Annotated in this window: 21 protein-coding genes; 13 read left to right on the forward strand and 8 right to left on the reverse strand. The window is 66.6% G+C overall.

All coding sequences use genetic code 11. The annotated features are described in order from the left end of the window. Positions 1 to 17: 17 nt before the first annotated feature. A complete protein-coding gene (locus tag ACTHJR_RS07580) occupies positions 18 to 434 on the forward strand; it encodes a secondary thiamine-phosphate synthase enzyme YjbQ (protein ID WP_440522517.1) in 417 nt (138 codons plus the stop codon). Positions 435 to 611: 177 nt separating this feature from the next. Here the strand turns inward: ACTHJR_RS07580 and ACTHJR_RS07585 are convergent, their stop codons facing one another. Next, positions 612 to 1,910: an aspartate kinase gene (locus ACTHJR_RS07585; RefSeq protein ID WP_440522518.1), complete on the reverse strand. Its 1,299-nt coding sequence runs from the start codon at positions 1,908 to 1,910 to the stop codon at positions 612 to 614. A gap of 165 nt (positions 1,911 to 2,075) precedes the next feature. On the opposite strand from ACTHJR_RS07585, the gene ubiG reads away from it, so the two are divergent. Beyond that, positions 2,076 to 2,801 (forward strand): bifunctional 2-polyprenyl-6-hydroxyphenol methylase/3-demethylubiquinol 3-O-methyltransferase UbiG, encoded by a 726-nt coding sequence (gene ubiG / locus ACTHJR_RS07590; protein ID WP_440522519.1) that lies wholly within the window; start codon positions 2,076 to 2,078, stop codon positions 2,799 to 2,801. A gap of 153 nt (positions 2,802 to 2,954) precedes the next feature. Then, on the forward strand, positions 2,955 to 4,400 hold the full coding sequence (locus tag ACTHJR_RS07595; RefSeq protein WP_440522520.1) for a DUF2029 domain-containing protein: 1,446 nt from the start codon (positions 2,955 to 2,957) through the stop codon (positions 4,398 to 4,400). Here ACTHJR_RS07595 and ACTHJR_RS07600 read toward each other — a convergent pair. Both ACTHJR_RS07600 and ACTHJR_RS07605 read right to left on the reverse strand, forming a co-directional pair. Continuing rightward, positions 4,378 to 5,574, reverse strand: coding sequence for a glycosyltransferase (locus ACTHJR_RS07600; RefSeq protein ID WP_440522521.1), 1,197 nt, complete (start codon positions 5,572 to 5,574; stop codon positions 4,378 to 4,380). The genes ACTHJR_RS07595 and ACTHJR_RS07600 overlap by 23 nt on opposite strands. Positions 5,575 to 5,584: 10 nt before the next feature. After that, a complete protein-coding gene (locus tag ACTHJR_RS07605; protein WP_440522522.1) occupies positions 5,585 to 6,538 on the reverse strand; it encodes a hypothetical protein in 954 nt (317 codons plus the stop codon). A gap of 276 nt (positions 6,539 to 6,814) precedes the next feature. On the opposite strand from ACTHJR_RS07605, the gene ACTHJR_RS07610 reads away from it, so the two are divergent. Next, the gene (locus ACTHJR_RS07610) at positions 6,815 to 7,915 is read left to right on the forward strand and encodes a glycosyltransferase (protein WP_440522523.1); all 1,101 of its coding nucleotides are present in this window, start codon (positions 6,815 to 6,817) and stop codon (positions 7,913 to 7,915) included. On the opposite strand, the gene maiA is transcribed toward ACTHJR_RS07610, so the two are convergent. The 5 genes from maiA to ACTHJR_RS07635 all read right to left on the reverse strand — a co-directional run bounded on the left by maiA (position 7,899) and on the right by ACTHJR_RS07635 (position 11,957). Beyond that, a complete protein-coding gene (gene maiA, locus ACTHJR_RS07615) occupies positions 7,899 to 8,528 on the reverse strand; it encodes a maleylacetoacetate isomerase (protein ID WP_440522524.1) in 630 nt (209 codons plus the stop codon). The two genes, ACTHJR_RS07610 and maiA, sit on opposite strands and share 17 nt — an antisense overlap. Beyond that, entirely contained in the window at positions 8,525 to 9,565 is a 1,041-nt protein-coding gene (locus ACTHJR_RS07620; protein ID WP_440522573.1) for an AI-2E family transporter, read from the reverse strand. Before ACTHJR_RS07620 ends, maiA begins: the two co-directional genes overlap by 4 nt. Positions 9,566 to 9,614: 49 nt before the next feature. Then, the gene (lepB, locus tag ACTHJR_RS07625) at positions 9,615 to 10,619 is read right to left on the reverse strand and encodes a signal peptidase I (protein ID WP_440522525.1); all 1,005 of its coding nucleotides are present in this window, start codon (positions 10,617 to 10,619) and stop codon (positions 9,615 to 9,617) included. Continuing rightward, positions 10,616 to 11,059, reverse strand: coding sequence for a holo-ACP synthase (gene acpS / locus ACTHJR_RS07630; protein ID WP_440522526.1), 444 nt, complete (start codon positions 11,057 to 11,059; stop codon positions 10,616 to 10,618). Before acpS ends, lepB begins: the two co-directional genes overlap by 4 nt. 157 nt (positions 11,060 to 11,216) lie before the next feature. Next, positions 11,217 to 11,957, reverse strand: a complete 741-nt coding sequence (locus tag ACTHJR_RS07635) for a pyridoxine 5'-phosphate synthase (RefSeq protein ID WP_440522527.1) — start codon at positions 11,955 to 11,957, stop codon at positions 11,217 to 11,219. A gap of 178 nt (positions 11,958 to 12,135) precedes the next feature. On the opposite strand from ACTHJR_RS07635, the gene coxB reads away from it, so the two are divergent. From coxB to thrC, 9 genes are all read left to right on the forward strand, one after another. Further along, positions 12,136 to 13,305 carry a cytochrome c oxidase subunit II gene (coxB, locus tag ACTHJR_RS07640; protein WP_440522528.1) on the forward strand — a complete coding sequence of 390 codons (1,170 nt, stop codon included), beginning with the start codon at positions 12,136 to 12,138 and terminating at the stop codon, positions 13,303 to 13,305. 3 nt (positions 13,306 to 13,308) lie between these two features. After that, complete coding sequence (gene ctaD / locus ACTHJR_RS07645; RefSeq protein WP_440522529.1) at positions 13,309 to 15,021, forward strand: cytochrome c oxidase subunit I; 1,713 nt, start codon at positions 13,309 to 13,311, stop codon at positions 15,019 to 15,021. Between the two features lie 107 nt (positions 15,022 to 15,128). After that, entirely contained in the window at positions 15,129 to 16,025 is an 897-nt protein-coding gene (locus tag ACTHJR_RS07650) for a heme o synthase (protein ID WP_440522530.1), read from the forward strand. Continuing rightward, positions 16,022 to 16,153, forward strand: a complete 132-nt coding sequence (locus ACTHJR_RS07655; RefSeq protein ID WP_440522531.1) for a hypothetical protein — start codon at positions 16,022 to 16,024, stop codon at positions 16,151 to 16,153. The genes ACTHJR_RS07650 and ACTHJR_RS07655 overlap by 4 nt, the downstream gene beginning before the upstream one ends. Further along, the gene (locus ACTHJR_RS07660; RefSeq protein ID WP_440522532.1) at positions 16,150 to 16,683 is read left to right on the forward strand and encodes a cytochrome c oxidase assembly protein; all 534 of its coding nucleotides are present in this window, start codon (positions 16,150 to 16,152) and stop codon (positions 16,681 to 16,683) included. The genes ACTHJR_RS07655 and ACTHJR_RS07660 overlap by 4 nt, the downstream gene beginning before the upstream one ends. 33 nt (positions 16,684 to 16,716) lie before the next feature. After that, entirely contained in the window at positions 16,717 to 17,631 is a 915-nt protein-coding gene (locus ACTHJR_RS07665; RefSeq protein WP_440522533.1) for a cytochrome c oxidase subunit 3, read from the forward strand. Then, positions 17,631 to 18,029 carry a DUF983 domain-containing protein gene (locus ACTHJR_RS07670; protein ID WP_440522534.1) on the forward strand — a complete coding sequence of 133 codons (399 nt, stop codon included), beginning with the start codon at positions 17,631 to 17,633 and terminating at the stop codon, positions 18,027 to 18,029. The genes ACTHJR_RS07665 and ACTHJR_RS07670 overlap by 1 nt, the downstream gene beginning before the upstream one ends. Beyond that, positions 18,026 to 18,634 (forward strand): SURF1 family protein, encoded by a 609-nt coding sequence (locus ACTHJR_RS07675; protein ID WP_440522535.1) that lies wholly within the window; start codon positions 18,026 to 18,028, stop codon positions 18,632 to 18,634. The genes ACTHJR_RS07670 and ACTHJR_RS07675 overlap by 4 nt, the downstream gene beginning before the upstream one ends. Positions 18,635 to 18,636: 2 nt before the next feature. Further along, positions 18,637 to 20,034 carry a threonine synthase gene (thrC, locus tag ACTHJR_RS07680; protein WP_440522536.1) on the forward strand — a complete coding sequence of 466 codons (1,398 nt, stop codon included), beginning with the start codon at positions 18,637 to 18,639 and terminating at the stop codon, positions 20,032 to 20,034. The last annotated feature ends 101 nt before the right edge of the window (positions 20,035 to 20,135 follow it).

Here is a 20,135-nt window from a genome sequence, read left to right on the forward strand (position 1 = left end):
TGGGGCAAGCCCGCGTCATGCGGCAGGAAAATACGCGGCTGACCGTCCGGACGCCGGGTCAGGGATTGCACGACTGCACCGACGCGATCTGCCGCTGGGTGGCGGAGAGCGGGATCGCTACCGGCCTGCTGACGGTCTTCATCCGCCACACCTCGGCGTCGCTCGTTATCCAGGAGAATGCCGCCCCCGCCGCGCGGCGCGACCTCGAACGTTATTTCGCACGGATCGCGCCCGAGGGCGGCGAGTATGAGCATGACGACGAAGGGCCGGACGACATGCCCGCGCATCTGCGCGCGGCGCTCACGCAAGCGAGCCTGTCGATTCCGGTGGTGGAAGGGCGCCCGGCGCTGGGGACGTGGCAGGGCATCTATGTATTCGAGCACCGCCATGCGCCGCATGCGCGGACGCTGGTGCTGCATGTGATCGGGGAGTGAAGGCCGAGCATTGCTATAACCGTCATCCCCGCGAAAGCGGGGACCCATCTCCTGCGTTATCCGCCACTACGTCTGGCGCATTCTGGGCCGCTGATGGGAGATGGGTCCCCGCGTTCGCGGGGATGACGCTAAAGAATCAGGCAACTGATCGGAAAGCGTTGCTTGGCCAAGCAGCGCTTACGCCGCTTCCTCCGCATCCAGCCCATAGGCCGTATGCAGCACCCGCACCGCGAGTTCCGTCTCGTCCTCGTGGATCAGCACGCTGACCTTGATCTCGCTGGTCGAGATCGCCTGGATGTTGATCCCGCGCTCGCCCAAGGTCGTGAACATCTTCGACGCGACGCCGGCATGGCTCTTCATGCCGACGCCGACCACCGAGATCTTGGCGACGCGGGTGTCGTGGACCAGTTCGTCGAAGCCGATCGCCTGCTTGGCGGCGGTCAGCGCCTGGATAGTGCGCGCGAGGTCGACCGCGGGAACGGTGAAGGTGACATCGGTCGATCCGGCATGGCCCGCCGTCTGATGGGCGATATTCTGGATGATCATGTCGACGTTGACATTGGCCTTGGCCAGCGGTTCGAAGATCGCGGCGACCGATCCCGGCGTGTCGGACACGTTGGTCAGGGTCAGCTTCGCTTCGTTCTTGTCGTGCGCGATACCGGTGATCAGCTGGCGCTCCATGTCGTCGATCTCCTCTTCGCCCACGATCATCGTTCCGGGCAGCGTGTCCGCCATCGGGGCGTCGTCGCCGGTGAACGACGACAGCACCTGGACGCGGACATTTTCCTTCATTGCCAGGCCCACCGAGCGCGTCTGGAGCACTTTCGCCCCGACGCTCGCGAGCTCGAGCATTTCCTCGTACGTGACCTTCTTGAGCTTGCGCGCCCTGGGCACGATGCGCGGGTCGGTGGTGTAGACGCCGTCGACATCGGTATAGATGTCGCAGCGATCGGCCTTCATCGCCGCCGCCACCGCCACCGCCGAGGTATCCGAGCCGCCGCGGCCTAGCGTGGTGACGCGGCCCTGTTCGCCTTCGGCGCTGTCGGCGACGCCCTGGAATCCCGGAATCACCGCGACCTCGCCCGAGGCGAGCGCGCGGCCGAGCGCCTCGGTATCGATCTCCTCGATCCGGGCCGAGGCATGGGCGTCGCTGGTATGGATCGGCAATTGCCAGCCAAGCCAGCTTCGCGCCGGTACGCCGATCGCCTGGAGCGCGATCGCCAGCAGCCCCGACGTGACCTGCTCGCCCGCCGAGACGACGACGTCATATTCGCGCGGGTCGTAGAGCGAGGACGCCTCGCGGCAGAAATTGACCAGCCGGTCGGTCTCGCCGGCCATCGCCGAGACCACCACCGCGACCTGGTTGCCGGCATCGACCTCGCGCTTGACGCGATTGGCGACGCTGCGAATGCGCTCGATGCCCGCCATCGACGTGCCGCCGAACTTCATGACGATACGGGCAGGGGTCGAGGCCATGGGACGATCGCGGGTCCTTGGGTGGAGAAGGGGCGCCTGATAGGAAGGCGCACCCCTCAGCGCAACCGTAACATCCGCAACATTTTCTTTGCCCCGGGATCATTGGGCGACAGCCGGACGATCGCGATCCTTGCCGCGATCGACCACGGACCCTAGAGCGGGACCATGACGGCAGCGACGACGATCGACCCGCAGGAAGCCGCGCATTTCGGCAAGCTCGCCAGGGATTGGTGGGACGCAAAGGGCTCGTCGGCGATGCTCCACAAGCTCAATCCGCCACGGCTGGGCTATATCCGGCAGCAGCTCGACGCGCATTGGGGCGGCGACATGGCGAGTTATACGCCGCTCGCAGGCAGGAAGGCGCTCGATGTGGGGTGCGGCGCCGGCTTGCTCTGCGAACCGCTCGCCCGGCTGGGTGCCGAGGTCACCGGGATCGATGCCGCGGCGGAGAATATCGGCGTGGCGCGCGCCCATGCGGTGCAATCCGGGCTGACGATCGACTATCGTACGGGCAGCGTCGAGTTGCTGGGCGGCGAGCGCTTCGACCTCGTCACCTCGATGGAAGTGATCGAGCATGTCACCGACCCGGCGGCGTTCGTCGCCGGGCTGGCCGGCGCGCTGGCCGAGCGCGGGATGATGATCCTGTCGACGCCCAACCGCACCGCGCTGTCGCGGCTGGCGATGATCACGGTCGGCGAGGGCAGCGGGATGATCCCCAAGGGCACCCACGACTGGAGCAAATTCCTGACTCCCGACGAGCTCACCGCGCTGGTCGAGGCGGCGGGGCTGACGGTGGTCGACGTCCGCGGCCTGACCTTTTCGCCGGGCAAGGGCTTCGCGGTAGGGGACGACACCAAGCTCGATTATTTCCTGACCGCGGTGCGTGGCTAGGCGATAACCGGCGCCTTCACTCCCCGACCATCGGCGCGTCGCCCCTCGGGTCGCGTCGGATAAGCGACCCGAAACATTTTCGCCGCCCGCCCGGCGCGCTTGATGTGGCGCGTTCGTGTCGGCTCCGGTACGGACGCGATCATGTTGCTACGAATGATGCGCGGGGGACAGGCGGGCGCGCCGTTGATCCTGGGGCTGATCTTCCTGTTCGCCTTGCTGTCGGTGCTGCGGCCGGTCAATCATGACGAGAGCCAATATGTCGCCGCCGCGATCCTGGCGGGCAACGCGCTCCCGTGGCGCGACTTCGCTTATTTCCAGACGCCGCTGCAGCCGATGCTGTTCGCGCCGTTCGCGGTCGGGATGGGCGCGCTCGCCTGGCCGGCGCTGCGCGTGCTCAACGCGGTGCTGGGCGCCGTGGCGGTGCTGATGGTCGGGCGTGCCGCCAAGGCCGCCGGCACCACGCCGCGAATGGCGATCATGGTCGCGACCTTGTTCGCCGGGACCGACATCCTGCTGTTCAGCGCCGGCACCGCGCGCAACGACGCGCTGCCCGCCGCCGCTTTGGCCGGTGCGCTGGTGCTGATGGTGCGCGCGGCGCGCGGCGAGGGATCGACGGGGCAGGCGCTGCTGACCGGCTTCCTGCTCGCGCTCGCGGCGGGGACCAAGATCAGCTACGCAATCCCCGCTGCGGCCTATTTCCTTTGGGCATTGCTCGACCGCCGGCATCGGCCGGTGATGATCGCGCTCGGCGCGCTGCCGGTGGTCGCCTTCGTCGGCTGGATGGTGGCGCAGGCGCCCGAGGCGGCGCGGTTCGAGGTGCTGACCTTCCCCGCGCTGGCGCCCGACCAGATGTATCGCGACGCCGGCCGCGCGTTCAAATTGTCGCTGGGGTTCAAGGCGATCGATACGTTCAAGTTTCTCGCGCTCGGCACGGCGCTGCCGGCGATCGTCGCGGTCGCCGCGCGCTGGCGGCGCGACGAGCAGGGCCTAGCGCGCCTGCTCGACGTGATGATCCTCGCCGGCCTCGTCGCGGCCCTGCTCCCCGAGCCGACCTGGCGGCAGTATCTGTTGCCGGTGCTGCCGCCCCTGTTCGTGCGGCTGGCGCTGCTGTGGGAGATGTCGCCGCCCGGCCGATGGGAAAGGATCGCGTTCGTGACCTTCTTCTGCGCCGGGCTGGCCCCCTCCGTCGAGGCAGTGGTGCTGACCGCCTTGCATGGCGCGCCGATGGCCAATGCGGTGACCGATGGCGCGCGGCTGACCGTGGCGATGGAAAAGCAGGGGGTGACTGGCGCGGTTGCGACCCTCTCGCCGCAATATGTCGCCGCGACCGGGCGATCGATCGATCCGCGTTTCGCCGCCGGGCCGTTCTATTTCCGCAGCCACGACCTGCTCGACCCGGCGAGCGAGCGGAAGCTCAATCTGGTCTCGGCCAAGACGCTCGACACCGCGACCTTGCCCCAGGCGGTGCTGGTTGGGGGCGATGCCGATGCGGAAGGCGGCGACGCCGCGCTGGAAGCGAAACTGGCGGCCGCCGCGGCGCCGCGCGCGGTCGGCATCGCGCGGTTGAACGGGAAGTTTACGCTCTACGTGCTGCGCTGAGCGCGACGCCGTCGCGGGCGTCGATCAGCGACTGGTAATAGGCCATCAGGTCGACGGCATGTTCGCGATCGGTCCGCACCCGGCCGGCGGCGACCACCGCCGCCTTGCGCAGGATCGCCGGCTCGCGCGAGAACAACCGAAGGATCGCCTGCGCCGCCGAACCGGCATTGCGGGCGCGAGAGGTCTCGCTGGTCAGAGGATCGGCGACCTCGGCGCAACCGCCGGTGTCGGGGACGACCAGCGGCAGGCCCGACGCCATCGCCTCGGACGGCACCAGCCCGAACGGCTCGGCCTCGGAGCCGTGGATCAAGCCGTCGGCGCTCGCCATGATGCGGGCGAGTTCGTTCCGCGCGTAGACCGGGCGAAACAGGCGGATATGCGGGTTGCCGTCGATCCGCGCCTCGAGCTTCTTGCTCTCGGGCCCAGTGCCGAGCAGCATCAGGCCGACCGGCAATTTGTCCCCGGCCATGCGCACCGCGTCGATCACCAGCGGCCAACGCTTCTCGCCGTGATGGCGGCCGATCCCGATCAGCAAATGCCCCTCGGGCGGCAGGCCGAGCTGGCGCAGCATGGCGGCGCGCAGCCGCTCGTCGCGCAGATCGGGTGAGAAATGGCTGCGTTCGATGCCCAGCGTCATCGCCGCGTCGACCCGCACGCCACGCCGCGCCATCCGTTTCTGCAGCGCGGGACCATTGGTGACGACGGTATCGTAGAGCTCCAGGAAGCGGTTCATGTAGCGTGCATAGATGAAGCACGCGTTCTCGATCTGCTCGGGCGCCGCTACGCCTTCGAACCAGCGCATCGGATAGGCGGCGATATTGTCGTTATGCATGAAGAACGACTTGAGCGCGGGGCCTTGCCACTTGCCGACGATCCAGGCCGGGCGCCATGGCGACGAGGTCTCGACCACATCGGGCTTCAGTTCGTCGAGCCAGCGCCAGATCGGTTCGTAGCGCGAGAACAGGCCATAGTTCTTGTCGAACGGCAGCCCGGGCGACTTGACGTAGATGACCTTGCCGCCGCCGGCGCGTTCCTCGACCCGGTCTTCCTTGCCGCAGGCGATGCAGACCAGTTCGTGGCCCATGTCGGCCATGATCGCCATCTTGCGATCGATGTAAGTGCGGACGCCGCCGCCGGTCGGCGAGTAGAATTCGTTGACGTCGACGACCAGCATCGCCGGCGCCTCAGATCTGGCGCCTGATCACCGCCTGGGCCGCGAAGAAGGCGGCGAAGGCGACATGGACGACCAGGGTCAGCGCGGTGGTGAAGGCGATCAGGTTGGACAAATCGTTGCCCGCGCCGATGATCGCGGTGGTCATGGTGGTGAAGACCAGGTCCTTGTTCACGAACGGCAGCCGCGACACCAGCATGCGCACCGCCGACAGGATCAGCCATGCGCCGATGCCGACCCCCGGCAAGGCGAAATGCCAGGCGAAAGCGATCAGCAGGCACCCGGCCGAAAGGCGCATCGCGTGCACCCAGAAGATCCACCACAAGGTCTTCCGGTCGAGCGAGAATACCTTGCGAGAGAAGATCAGGAACGGCAGGCACATCGCGATCACGACCGGGATGCCGACGAACAGGCCGGTGTAGTAACGCTCGGGCAGCACCTGGAGCGCGAAGGGCAGGGCGAGCGCGGTCATCACCAGCGTCATGATGTTGCCCGAGATCGCGGAGAGGATCGAGACGTCCTTGACCGCGCCGAAGGGCGCGGCGACCATCGACGCGCGGGTTCGCGCCCAGGCGTAGAAATAGGCGTCGCCCGAATAGCCGACCACCGCCTCGTTCGCGATGCGCTTCTTGATCAGCGCGCCGAACCCCTCGAGCGGGATTTTCCACAAGCGGCGAAAGATGATGTAATCGCCGGTCGGCGGCGAGATGTAGAGCAACGCGAAGACGATATAGTAGAGCCAGGAATCGGGCGCGGCATGGCTGAGGCCGGCCAGGCCCGAGCCGAGCAATTGCTTGGCCAGACCCGCGATCATCGCGAGGCTCAGCACGCCGGCGATGATCATCGGCCAGCGGCTCTTCAGCGTCTTGACGGGTTCGAGCCCGGCGAGATCCTCCGCTGCATCGGCAATCTTCGGTGCCAGTTTGGCGGCCGGATTGGTGGATGCCCCGACAAAGCCGCTGTTCATCGACGCTCCAACATCAGTGTGTCCAACCGGGGGCAAATCCATACAAATCGCGACCTGCCCGGAAATCATGGCCGCTTAACGGCAACGCACGAGAGCGACAATCGACCCTGCGATAGGACGGTCGCCGCGAATGCTGCGCGATTTGGGGGTGGCAAGACCGAATGGCAAGTATTATGTTGCATTGCAGCATCGGTTGGGCGGTAATTTCATCGCTCTGCCGCAATTTTTTCGTGCTTGAGAAACTTTTGCCACAAATCGGAGTTAGCGGGCGCATTCATGCTCAGTCCTTACGCCCCCGTAAGAATCCTGACTTTCGCTCACAGCTTGAAAGGCGGTGGGGTAGAGCGCGCGATGCTACGCATGGTCCGCGGTTGGGTCGAATTGGGGCAACAGGTCACGCTCGTCCTGAGCGACGCGCAGGGACCGCTTGCCGCTGAAATCCCCGACGGCGTGCGGCTGATCGAGCTCGGTACCACGCATCTTGGCATGATCCGCGCTCTGCCCAACGCGGTTAAGGCGGTCGCCCCCGATCTCGTATTCTGCCCCGGCAATCATTATTCGAGCGCGGTCGCGTGGTTGAAGCTGCGGCTCGGCCGCGATTGTCCGCCGGTGGTCGGCAAGGTCTCCAACCGACTCGATCGCGACGACCAGCATTTCCCGGTCGCGCAGGGCTATCATACCTTCCTCAGGACCTATCCGAGCTTCATCGACCACCTGATCGCGATGAGCCCCGCGATGGCCGAGGAGACGGTGCGCATGACCGGGATCGGCGCCGATCGCGTCAGCGTCATCCCCAATCCACCGAGCGCCGAACCGATCGGCGTGCCGACGCCACCTCTGCCCGGTGCCGATTATCTGATCGGGATCGGCCGCCTGACCCAGCAGAAGCGCTGGGATCGGGCGATCGACGCGCTGGCCCGGGTCGAACGGCGCGACGCCAAGCTGATGATCGTCGGCGAGGGCGAGATTCGCCACGAACTCGAGAATCAGATCGACACGCTGGGCCTGCGCGCGCGCGTCCATCTGCCCGGCTATTCGACCAACCCGCGTCCCGCCCTGGCTCAGGCGCGCGCCTTGGTGCTGACGTCCGATTTCGAGGGCGTTCCCGGCGTGCTGCAGGAAGCGCTGGCGCTCGGCACGCCGGTGGTCACGACCGAATCGAGCGTCGCGATTCGCGAGATCGTCGCGCATCCGCATCTCGGCAGCATCGTCCCGACCGACGATCCGGCTGCGCTGGTCTCGGCGTTCGACCATTGGCTCGCCCCCGGGCGCCCCCGCCCCGATCCGGTGCCCGAGCGCGGCCATGATTCGGTCGAACGCTATGTCCGGCTGTTCGAGGAACTGGTGCTCGATCGCAAGCTCAGCCGGCTGGGCTGAACCGGTCCGGATGCGCCGCGGCGACCGCCGGGTGTGCCGTCAGCGCCGCATCGATCGCCACCAGTCGCGGGAAAGCGTCGAGCGGGGTTTCGAGCCGCCGGGCATTGTACATCTGCGGTACCAGGCAGACGTCGGACAAATCGGGCGCGTCGCCGCCCATGAACCGCCCGTCGCCGGCCATCGCCTCCAGCGCGGCGAATCCCTCGAGAATCCAGTGGCGGTACCAATCGTCCCGGCCGGCCTGGTCCACCCCCATCTCGTTCAACCGGCGCAGGATGCGCAGATTGTCGACCGGGTGGATGTCGGCGGCGATTACCAGCGCACGCTGCCACGTCTTGGCGCGCGCGAACGGATCGGTCGGCACGAGTCGCGGCTCGGGAAAGCGCGCGTCGAGATAATCGATGATCGCCAGGCTCTGCCCGATGACATGGCCATCGATCTCGAGCGTCGGGACCAGCCCTTGCGGATTGACCGCGCGATTGTCCGGCGCGACCTGCTCGCGCTTGAGCAGGTCCACCACGTGGCGTTCGTACGGAACCTGCTTCATCGCCAGCGCGATGCGCACGCGATAGCTCGCCGACGAGCGCCAGTAATCGTGCAGGCGGATCGTCACAGCATCCCCATCCCGGCCGCGGCGGCCTCCGCATCCTCTTCGGCGGTGCGTTCCGAATTGCGCTCGAGCGCGACCTTGATCATCGCGGTGAGCGGATCGGCGAGCGCGAGGCCGAGCACGCCGAACAGCGTCGAGGCGAGGATCTGCATCGACAGCGTCAGCGCCGGCGGCAGGTCGACCGTGCGCCGCGCGACCAGCGGGATCACCACCCAGCCGTCGAAGGTCTGGATGACGAAATAGATCACGATCGCCCACAGGCCCTTGTCCATTCCCGCACTGAACCCGACCGAGATCATCAGCACGCCGCTGACGAACGCACCGATATTGGGGATGAAGGCGAGCATGCCGGTGATGATGCCGAGCACCAACGCCATCGGGATGCCGGCGATGCTGAGCGCGATCCACATCACCACGCCCTCGAACGCCATGCCGGCGAGACGTCCGGCGAGCAGCCGGCGAAGCTGCGTCGCCATCCGGCCCAGCGTCAGCGCGAATTCGGCGCGATAGTCGCTGGGCACCATCCATTGCAGGCCGCGGTCGTAGATACGCGGCTCCATCGCCACGAACAGCCCGATCACCATGATCATGAATAAGGTGGTGATCGCGCCGAGCGCGGTACCGATCCAACTGGTCAGCTTGCCGACCGACCCCAGCGCCTGTTGCGCCAGCCCCTTGAGATCGTCGGCGCCGGGCAGGATGCCTTGCATCGCCGCCCATTCGGACAGTTTGTCGGCCTGGATCTCCAGCGTCGCCTGGAGTTGCTTGAACTGCACGACGATGCCCGCGCCGGTCTGATAGACGGTGGTGCCGATGAACAGGATCGTCAGCACGACGACGATCAGCAGCCGCCAGCCGCGCGGGATCGGCAGGATGCGGCCGAGCAGCCGCACGCCGCCATCGAGCATCGAGGCGAACACCAGCCCCGCCAGGATGATCAGGATCGGCTGGATCAGGATGACCACCAGCGCCATCGTCGCGGCGAGTCCCAGCCACACCGCGGCGCGACGCAATTCGCGCCGCGTCTCGGGATTGCGCATCTCGTGCGGGCTGGGCTCGGCGACCAGCGTCTGGGGCTCGTCCGCCACGCTATTTGTCTCGTGCCGGATGAAGCGAAATGCCCGCGCGGCCGCCGCGCAACCCGTTCCACCAAGTCAGCGGGTTCCAGGTCGCGTGGCCGTTCTTGGAGAAAGTGATGAACTCGGCACGGCCGCCGATATATTCCCACGGCACCGGGCCGCCGAGGCCGCCGAGATCGAGCGAGATGCGGCTGTCGGCCGACCGCTCGCGATTGTCGCCCATCAGGAAGACATGGTCCTTGGGGACGACGATCGGCCCGTAATTATCGCCCTCGTAATAGAGCGGGCCGGTCCCTGGTTCGCCATGGGTGAGGTCGACGGTCTCGTAGCTGCGGCCGTTGGGCAGAGTCTCGCGAACCAGCGGCAGGCGGCAGGTCTGCTTGCCGGCCGGGCCTTGCAGCCCGCCGGGAATGTCGCACGTCGTCCCCTGTTCGGGCGCGGGCAGCGCCATCCCGCCGTAATCGGCGACGTCGACATAATGGAGCGGCCCGCGCTTGACCGGCACGTTGTTGATGACGAGGACGCCGTTGCGCACTTCGATGCGATCGCCGGGCAAGCCGACGACGCGCTTGATGTAATCGGTGTTGCGCCCGGGCGGCGTGACGATGACGACGTCGCCGCGCTCGGGCATGCGGCCGAACAGCCGGCCATGGACGAACGGCAGCTGGACGCCCCAGCTCTCTTCCTGCCTGTGCTGGACGAGGCTGTGCCACATCGCGACCGGATTGGGGATAGTCGGGGAAATGAACGACCAGCCATAAGCGTATTTGGTCACGACCAGCTGATCGCCGACCAATAGCCCCGGGAGCATCGATTCGGACGGGATGTAGAACGGCTTGGCGATGAAGCTGTGGAAGCCGAGGACGGCGAGCACCAGCCAGAAGAGGCCGGCGATCTCGCGCCAGGTCGCCCTGGCACGCGCACGCCATTTGTCGCCGGCCGGCGGGCCGGCGGCGTCCGCCGGTGCCGTCGCGGGCTCGAATTCTCCGTCGTTCAACGCCAACTCGTCACTCATCCATCGTTCCCGGTCTCGTTCGGCCCGATAGCATCATCCGACGCCGGCCGCGCCTCGATCACCACGAAGGCCTGCGCCCAAGGGTGATCGTCGGTAAGTGTTACATGTATATAAGACACGTGGCCAGCCGGCGTGAGCGCGTCAAGCCGCGCGCGGGCGCCGCCCGTCAGCGCCAGCGTCGGCGCGCCCGATCGCGCGTTGACCACGCCGAGGTCCTTCATGAAGACGCCGGCCTTGAACCCGGTGCCGACCGCCTTGGAAAAGGCTTCCTTGGCGGCGAAGCGCTTGGCCAGCGTACCCGCCTTGGTGAACGGGCGCCGATTCGCCTTGGCGCGCTCGATCTCGGTGAAAACGCGATTCTCGAATCGTTCGCCGAAGCGGTCGAGCGAATTCTGGATCCGCTCGATGTTGCAGAGGTCGGAACCGAGGCCGATGATCATCAATCCTCCCCGTTTACGGGGAGGGGGCCCAAGACGCGAAGCGGCTTGGTGGAGGGGGCGGGCACCAAGCGATTCCGAGGAGGCGAACCCCCTCCACCACGCGGCTGCGCCGCGCGGTCCCCCTCCCCATGAAGGGGGAGGATTTGCGGGATTACCCTCACCGCGCCTCATCCATCAGCGCGCGCATCCTTCTCACTACCGGCGCGAGCCCGTCGAAAATCGCCTCGCCGATCAGGAAATGGCCGATGTTGAGCTCGCGAATCTGCGGGATGGCGGCGATCGGCACGACATTGTCGAAGGTCAGGCCGTGGCCGGCATGCGGCTCGATCCCGTTCTTGGCCGCGAGCGCGGCGGCGTCGGCGATTCGCTTGAGCTCGACCGCGCGTTCCTCGCCCTCGAGTTCGCAAAAGCGACCGGTGTGGATCTCGACCACCGGTGCGCCGAGGCTGAGCGCCGCTTCGATCTGGCGCGGGTCGGGTTCGATGAACAACGAGACGCGGATATTGGCCTCGCCCAAGGCGCGGACCATCGGCGCCAGGTGATTGTGCTGCCCGGCGGCGTCGAGTCCGCCCTCGGTGGTGCGCTCCTCGCGCTTTTCGGGCACGATGCACGCCGCATGCGGGCGGTGGCGCAGCGCGATGCCGAGCATTTCGTCGGTCGCCGCCATTTCGAGGTTGAGCGGGATGCCGAGCTCGGCCGACAGCCGGGCGATGTCGTCCTCGGTGATGTGACGGCGATCCTCGCGCAGATGCGCGGTGATGCCGTCGGCACCCGCCTCGGCCGCGAGCAACGCCGCGCGCACCGGGTCGGGATAGCCGGAGCCGCGCGCGTTCCGGACGGTTGCGACATGATCGATGTTGACGCCCAGCCGCAGGCGATCTGATAGGGAACCGCTCATCCGGGCCCCAGATACGGGCGTGGTTTGCGGGGCGCAACGCCGGCTTGTCGCTAAAAACGACTCCCGCGCCTTGAAGATTGCGACGCGAGCGGCGTATAGGCCCGGGCCAGACGGGCAAAATCCGCGACTGACCGGGCCGCCATGGCGGCTCAAACGACAAACGGGGTGACGCGACGACATGCGCTTTTTGGGTGTGAAAACAGCGATGCTGGCGGCGGGGCTGATGCTCGCCGGCGCCGGCCAGGCCGCGCCACAGGCGCCCGCGGCACCGCCGCCCGCGACCGCCGCGACGACGGCGGCGACCAGCGCCGCACCGACGGCCACGACCCCTGCCGCCGCGACTGCCGCCAAGGCGACCCCGGCCGCCGCAGCGACGCCCGCCGCCAACGACCCGCTGCTCGCGGTCGACGGTGCGCCCGCGATGAAGATCGATCCGACGATCGGTCAGCCGATTCCGGGCGGCTGGAAGCTCCAGCCGCAGGTCACCGACAATGGCCGGTACGCCGCCTGGATGCACAACGCGATCCTGTTGCCGGTGATCGTCGCGATCTCGGTCCTGGTCCTGTTCCTGCTGCTGTTCGTGGTGGCGCGCTTCAATCGTCGCGCCAATCCGGTGCCGTCGAAGACCGCACACAACACCGTGATCGAAGTGATCTGGACGCTGGTCCCGGTCATCATCCTGGTGCTGATCGCGATCCCGTCGATCGGCCTGCTCTCGCGCCAGTACAAGCCCGCGCCCAAGAACGCGATCACGCTGAAGGCGACCGGCAACCAATGGTATTGGACCTATTCCTACCCCGATAACGGCGGGTTCGAGATCACCGCCAACATCCTCAAGGAAAAGGACGAGGCCGCTCCCGGCGAGCGCGCGCGCACCGACGCCGACGGTCCCCGCCTGCTCGCGGTCGACAACCGAGTGGTGCTGCCGGTCGGCGTACCGATCCGCCTGATCACCACCTCGGCCGACGTGATCCACAGCTGGACCATCCCCGCCTTCTGGATCAAGCTCGACGCCGTCCCGGGCCGCCTCAACGAAACCAGCTTCACCATCGAGAAGCCGGGCGTCTATTTCGGTCAATGCTCGGAACTGTGCGGGCCGAAGCACGGCTTCATGCCGATCGCGGTCGAAGCGGTTCCGCTCGACGTCTTCAACAAATGGGTCGTGGCCAAGGGCGGCAAGGTCGCCGGCGCGCCGGACGCCGCCGCGGCGGCTCCGGCCACCACGACCAACGCGACGACCCCGGCCGCTCCCGAGGGCCCCGTCGCCGGCAACGCCGCCACGCCTGCTCCCGTCACGAATCAAGCCGCCACCGCCAACCCGGCGGGCGCCGGCAACACCGGAAACTGATCAATGAGCGATATCGCCCTCACCCCGAACGCCTTCGAGGCGCATCATGGCCATGAGGAGCACCACCATGGTGCCGATCACAAGCCGGGATTCTTCGCTCGTTGGTTCATGTCGACCAACCACAAGGATATCGGTACCCTGTACCTGATCTTCGCGATCACCGCGGGGATCATCGGCGGCACCATCTCGGGGCTGATGCGCGTCGAGCTGGCCTCGCCGGGCATCCAGCATCTCGGCCATTGGGCGAACATCCTCAACCACATCCGGGGCGGCGGCGACGTCAATCTCGACCAGGCGCGCCATTTGTGGAACGTGCTGGTGACCGCGCACGGCCTGATCATGGTGTTCTTCATGGTCATGCCGGCGATGATCGGCGGCTTCGGCAACTGGTTCGTGCCGCTGATGATCGGCGCGCCGGACATGGCGTTCCCGCGCATGAACAACATCTCGTTCTGGCTGCTGGTGCCGAGCTTCTCGCTGCTGCTCGCCTCGCCCTTCTTCGGCGGTGCCGACGGCGGCGCGGGGACCGGCTGGACGCTCTATGCGCCGCTCTCGACGCAAGAGGCGGGGCCATCGGTCGACATGACGATCCTGTCGCTCCATTTGGCGGGCGCGAGTTCGATCCTGGGCGCGATCAACTTCATCACCACCATCTTCAACATGCGCGCGCCGGGCATGACCCTGCACAAGATGCCGCTGTTCGTGTGGTCGGTGCTGGTCACCGCGTTCCTGCTGCTGCTGGCGCTGCCGGTGCTCGCCGCGGCGATCACCATGCTGCTGACCGACCGTAACTTCGGCACGACCTTCTTCCAGGCGGATGGCGGCGGCGACCCGATCCTCTACCAGCATCTGTTCTGGTTCTTCGGCCACCCCGAAGTGTACATCATGATCCTGCCAGGCTTCGGCATGATCAGTCAGATCGTCGCGACTTTTTCCAAGAAGCCGGTGTTCGGTTACCTGGGCATGGCCTATGCCATGGTCGCGATCGGCGTGGTCGGGTTCATCGTGTGGGCGCACCACATGTTCACCACCGGCCTCAGCGTGAACACCAAGATGTATTTTACCGCGGCGACGATGGTCATCGCGGTTCCGACCGGCATCAAGATCTTCTCGTGGATCGCGACGATGTGGGGCGGCTCGCTCAGCTTCAAGACCCCGATGGTCTGGGCGCTCGGCTTCATCTTCATGTTCACCGTCGGCGGCGTGACCGGCGTCGTGCTCGCCAACGGCGGCATCGACGACAACGTCCAGGACACCTATTACGTCGTGGCGCACTTCCACTACGTGCTGTCGCTCGGTGCGGTGTTCTCGCTGTTCGCGGGCTTCTATTACTGGTTCCCGAAGATGTCGGGGCGGATGTACAGCGAGTTCCTCGGCCAGGCGCACTTCTGGGTGTTCTTCATCGGCGTGAACGTGCTGTTCTTCCCGATGCACTTCCTCGGCCTGCAGAACATGCCGCGCCGCTATCCCGACTATGTCGATGCCCAGGCGTACTGGAATCACATCGCGTCGGATTACGGCTACACGACGATGGCGATCGGCATGGGGATTTTCTTCATCAACCTGATCTACGCCCTGTTCTTCGGCAAGAAGGCGCCCGACAATCCCTGGGGCGAAGGCGCGACGACGCTCGAATGGACGCTGTCGAGCCCGCCGCCGTTCCACCAGTTCGAGACGCTGCCGGTGATAGATGCGGGTGATTCCCATCATCATTGATCGGTAGCCACCGGCAACGATCGCGCCCCGGATATAATCCGGGGCGTTTTCGTTTCGGCGCAACGGCTTTGCACTCCGGCCAGAGCCGCCTATAGGCCCCTCAACCCATGACTACCGAGACGATCGCTCTTCCCGCCGACTGGCGCGATTTTCTGGCGCTGACCAAGCCCCGCGTGATGACGCTCGTCGTCTTCACCGGCCTGTGCGGCATGCTCGCGGCGCCGGTCGCGATCCATCCGGTGATCGGCTTCGTCGCGATCCTGTGCATCGCGCTCGGCGCGGGCGCGGCTGGTGCGCTCAACCAATGGTACGAAGCCGATATCGACGCGCAGATGAAGCGAACGCGCGGCCGGCCGCTTCCGGCGGGGCGGATGAGGCGCGACTCGGCGCTGCACTTCGGCGTCGGGCTGGCCGTCTTCTCGGTGCTGCTGATGGGTCTCGCGACCAATCTGCTGGCGGCCGGCATCCTGGCGGTGTCGATCCTGTTCTACGTCTTCATCTACACGATCTGGCTGAAGCCGCGGACGCCGCAGAACATCGTCATCGGCGGTGCCGCCGGCGCGTTTCCGCCGTTGCTCGGCTGGGCCGCGGCGACCGGCAGCGTCGCGCCGCTGCCGCTGCTGCTGTTCGCACTCGTCTTCCTGTGGACGCCGCCGCATTTCTGGGCGCTCGCGCTGTTCGTGAAGACCGATTACGCCAATGCCGGCATCCCGATGCTGCCGGTGGTGGCGGGCGAGCGCGCGACGCGCACGCAGATCGGGCTCTACACCATTCCGATGGCGGTGGCGGCGATCGCTCCCTGGCCGCTCGGGCTGACCGGCGCGATCTATGGCGGGGTAGCGGTGGCAGCCACCGCGTGGGTCGCCCTGTTGGCGGCGCGGATCACGTTCCGTACGACCGGCGTGGACGATCGCATGCGTCCCGAAAAGCGGCTGTTCGCTTATTCGATCGCCTATCTCTTCATTCTGTTCGGCGCGGTGGTCGTCGATCGGTGGCTGGCATGACGCCGGACGAACAGAGGCTCGCGGCGCAGCGCCGCAATGCGCGCGCGCTGGCGGTGGTGCTGGGCGTGCTGGTGGTCCTGATCTTCGCGCTCGCGATCGCGAAGATCGGTTTGGGGTGGAGCAAATGAACCGGACGACTCGTACCGCTCTGTTCGCCGTCCTCGGCCTGTCGTGTTCGACCGGTCTCGCCTGGGCCAGCGTCCCGCTCTATCGCGTGTTCTGCCAGGCGACCGGGCTCAACGGCACCACCGGCCGCGCGCTACGGGCGCCGGGCGCGGTCGACGGCAAGGTGACGGTGGCGTTCGACACCAACGTCGCGCCGGGCATGAAATGGGCGTTCAAGCCCGAACTCGAATCGGAGACGATCGACATCGGAGCGCGCGACATGGCGTTCTTCACAGCGACAAACCTGTCGAACAAGACCATTACCGGTACCGCGACGTTCAACGTGACCCCGGCGCAGGCCGGCATCTATTTCAAGAAGATCCAGTGCTTCTGCTTCACCCAGCAGACGCTCAAGCCGGGCGAGACGCAGCGCATGCCGGTGATCTTCTTCGTCGATCCGGCGATCCTCAAGGACCCGGACGGCCGCGATATCCAGACCATCACGCTCAGCTATACGTTTTACCCGGTAGATTCCGCGAAAACGCCGAGCTAGAGGCCTAATCAAACAAGTCTAACGGGGACCGACATGGCCGGCGCCAAGAACCACGATTATCACATCCTGCAACCCGACCCCTGGCCGCTGATCGGCGCGATGTCGGCCCTGGTGCTCGCGTCGGGCGGCATCATGTGGATGAAGGGCGCGCACCTCGGTCCGCTGGTGTTCGGGATGGGCGCGATCCTGGTCCTGTTCACGATGTTCTCGTGGTGGGCCAATGTCATCAAGGAAGCGCATCAGGGCGACCATACGCCGGTCGTGCAGCTCCACCTGCGCTATGGCATGGTGCTGTTCATCGCGTCCGAAGTGATGTTCTTCGTCGGGTGGTTCTGGGCGTTCTTCGACTTTTCGCTGTTTCCCGCGCCCGTGATCTGGGACGCGGCGAGCAAGACCGCGAGCCTGGCGACCGAGAATGTCGCCGCCGCCTCGATCTGGCCGCCCAAGGGCATCGAAGTCATCAACGCCTTCGAATTCCCGCTCTTGAACACGATCATCCTGCTGCTCTCGGGTACCACGGTGACCTGGGCGCACCATGCGTTGATCCACAACCAGCGCGGCGGCGAGAAGAAGGGCCTGTGGGGCCTGATCGGCGTCGGCGAGAATGACGGCGTCAAGAAGGGCCTGTGGCTGACGATCGTGCTCGGCGTGCTGTTCAGCTCGATCCAGGCATACGAATATGCCCACGCGCCGTTCCCCTTCAAGGGCCTGAACTATGGCGCGTCGTTCTTCATGGCGACCGGCTTCCACGGCTTCCACGTGCTGATCGGAACGATCTTCCTGACCGTGAACCTGATCCGCGCATACAAGGGCGACTTCACGCCGAAGCAGCATTTCGGCTTCGAGGCGGCAGCCTGGTACTGGCATTTCGTCGACGTCGTGTGGCTGTTCCTGTTCATCACGATCTACGTCTGGGGCGGCTGGGGCGCACCCGTCCACGCCGGCTGATGGAAGAGGCGCGACCCGACGCGGGCGCTCGGCCCGTCGCGGTCGCGCCGGTCGAGGTCGCGCTGAAGGGATTGTGCCCGCGCTGCGGCGCGCCGACGCTGTTCGCGGGCTGGATACGCTTCGCCGATAGCTGCAAGGCCTGCGGGCTCGATTTCTCCGCGTTCAATGTCGGGGACGGGCCGGCGGCATTGCTGATTCTCGTCCTGGGCGGCGCGATCGTCGCCGCGGCGATCGTGCTCGAGCTGTCGCTCTCACCGCCTTTCTGGGTCCATGTGTTGATCTGGGTGCCGCTGAGCGCGGCGGCGGTCGTCGCGGCGTTGCGCGTCTCGAAAGCGGGACTGCTCGCGCTCGAATATCGCAACAAGGCGCGCGAGGCGCGCAGCGAGGACGCGCGATGAAACGGTTTCCGATCATAGCGACGATCCTGGTCGCACTGGCCGTCGCGGCGATGATCGGCCTCGGCTTCTGGCAATTGCAGCGCCGTGTGGAAAAACTCGCCGAGCTCAAGGTGCTCGCCGCCAATCCGTCGCTGCCGCCGATCGCCTTTCCCAATCCGCCGATCGGCGACAATTTGCTGTTCCGGCGCGCTGGCGCCTTTTGCCTCAAGCCGGTCAGCCTGTCGCTGCAGGGCGCGGGCAAAGCCGGCTTCCGGGTGATCGCGCGCTGCGCCACCGGCGCGGAAGGCCCGGGTTTTTCGGTCCAGCTCGGCACCACGCCGGACGCAGCCTACAAACCGCAATGGAGCGGCGGCAAGGTCAGGGGCATGATCAGCCATGCGCCGTCGAGCGTGCCGTTGATCGCCACCCTGTTCGGCAAGGCTCATCCGAAGGAACTGATGCTGGTCGCCGACACCCCGCCGGCTGGGCTCAAGGCCAACGAGATGCCGAGCATCGACTCGATCCCCAACAATCACCTGGCCTATGCGGTGCAATGGTTCCTGTTCGCCGGCGTCGCCTTGGTCATCTATCTGCTGGCGCTGCGCCGCCGCGCGCACAAGGGGTAACGATGCATTATGTGAGCACGCGTGGGCGGGCGCCCGCGCTCGGTTTTCGTGAAGTGACCTTGGCCGGGCTGGCCAACGACGGCGGCCTCTATCTGCCCGAGGCATGGCCGGCGTTGGGCCGCGGCGCGATCGCCGCGCTGGCCGGTCTGTCCTATGTCGAGACCGCCGTCCGGGTGATGGCGCCGTTCGTCGGCGACGCGCTGAGCGAGGACGAACTGCGCGATCTGTGCACCCAGGCCTATGGCCGCTTCTCGCACGACGCGGTGACGCCGCTGGTCCAGCTCGATCACCAGCATTGGCTGCTCGAGCTGTTCCATGGCCCGACGCTGGCGTTCAAGGACGTCGCGCTGCAATTGCTCGGCCTGCTGTTCGAGCGTTTCCTCAAGGGCAGCGACCAGAAGCTGACGATCGTCGGCGCGACCAGCGGCGATACCGGATCGGCGGCGATCGACGCGGTCGCCGGACGCGACGGGGTCGAGATCTTCATGCTCCATCCCAAGGGCCGGGTGTCCGACGTGCAGCGCCGCCAGATGACCACGGTGCTGGCGCCCAACGTCCACAATATCGCGATCGAGGGCAGTTTCGACGACGCCCAGGCGATGGTGAAGGCGATGGTCAACGCCACTGTCGCGGGCACCGGGCCGCTCGGGCATCTGACGCTGTCGGCGGTCAATTCGATCAACTGGGCGCGGCTGATGGCGCAAGTGGTCTATTATTTCTACGCCGGCGTCCGGCTCGGCGCGCCTGAGCGGGCGATCGCCTTCTCGGTGCCGACCGGCAATTTCGGCGACGTCTTCGCCGGCTATGTCGCCGCGAAAATGGGCCTGCCGGTGGCGAAGCTGATCGTCGCGACCAACGTCAACGACATCCTCCATCGCGCGCTATCGAGCGGCGATTATTCGGCGGCCGGCGTGGTGCCGACCCCGACGCCGTCGATGGACATCCAGGTCAGTTCCAATTTCGAGCGGCTGCTGTTCGACGTCGGCGGTCGCGACGGCGCCGCACTCGCGGCGCAGATGGCGGGATTCGAAGCGTCGAAGGCGATGCGCCTGACCAACCGACAGCGCGAGGGCGCGGTGGCGTTGTTCACCAGCGCGCGGATCGACCAGGACGACATGTCGCTGGCGATGCGCTGGGCCTGCGAGCGTGCCGGGCAAGTGATCGATCCGCACAGCGCGATCGGGCTGAGCGCGGCGCGCCAGGCGGCGATCGACGCGCCGATCGTGACGCTGGCGACTGCACACCCGGCCAAGTTCGGCGACGCCGTCGAGCGCGCGACCGGCGTGCGGCCGGTACTGCCGGCGCGGGTGGGGGATCTGTTCGAGCGGGCGGAGCGATACGAGACGCTGCCGGCGACGTTCGATGCGGTGACCGAGTACGTTGCGCGGACGGCAGCATGATCGACACGCCCTCACCCTTCCCATCGCTGGCGCGATGGGCCCCTTCCCTCTCCCGCATGCGGGAGAGGGAGGGAGGCGCGCAGCGCCGGAAGGGTGAGGGC

It is taken from the genome of Sphingomonas sp. (assembly GCF_051962185.1).
Taxonomy (GTDB): Bacteria; Pseudomonadota; Alphaproteobacteria; order Sphingomonadales; family Sphingomonadaceae; genus Sphingomonas.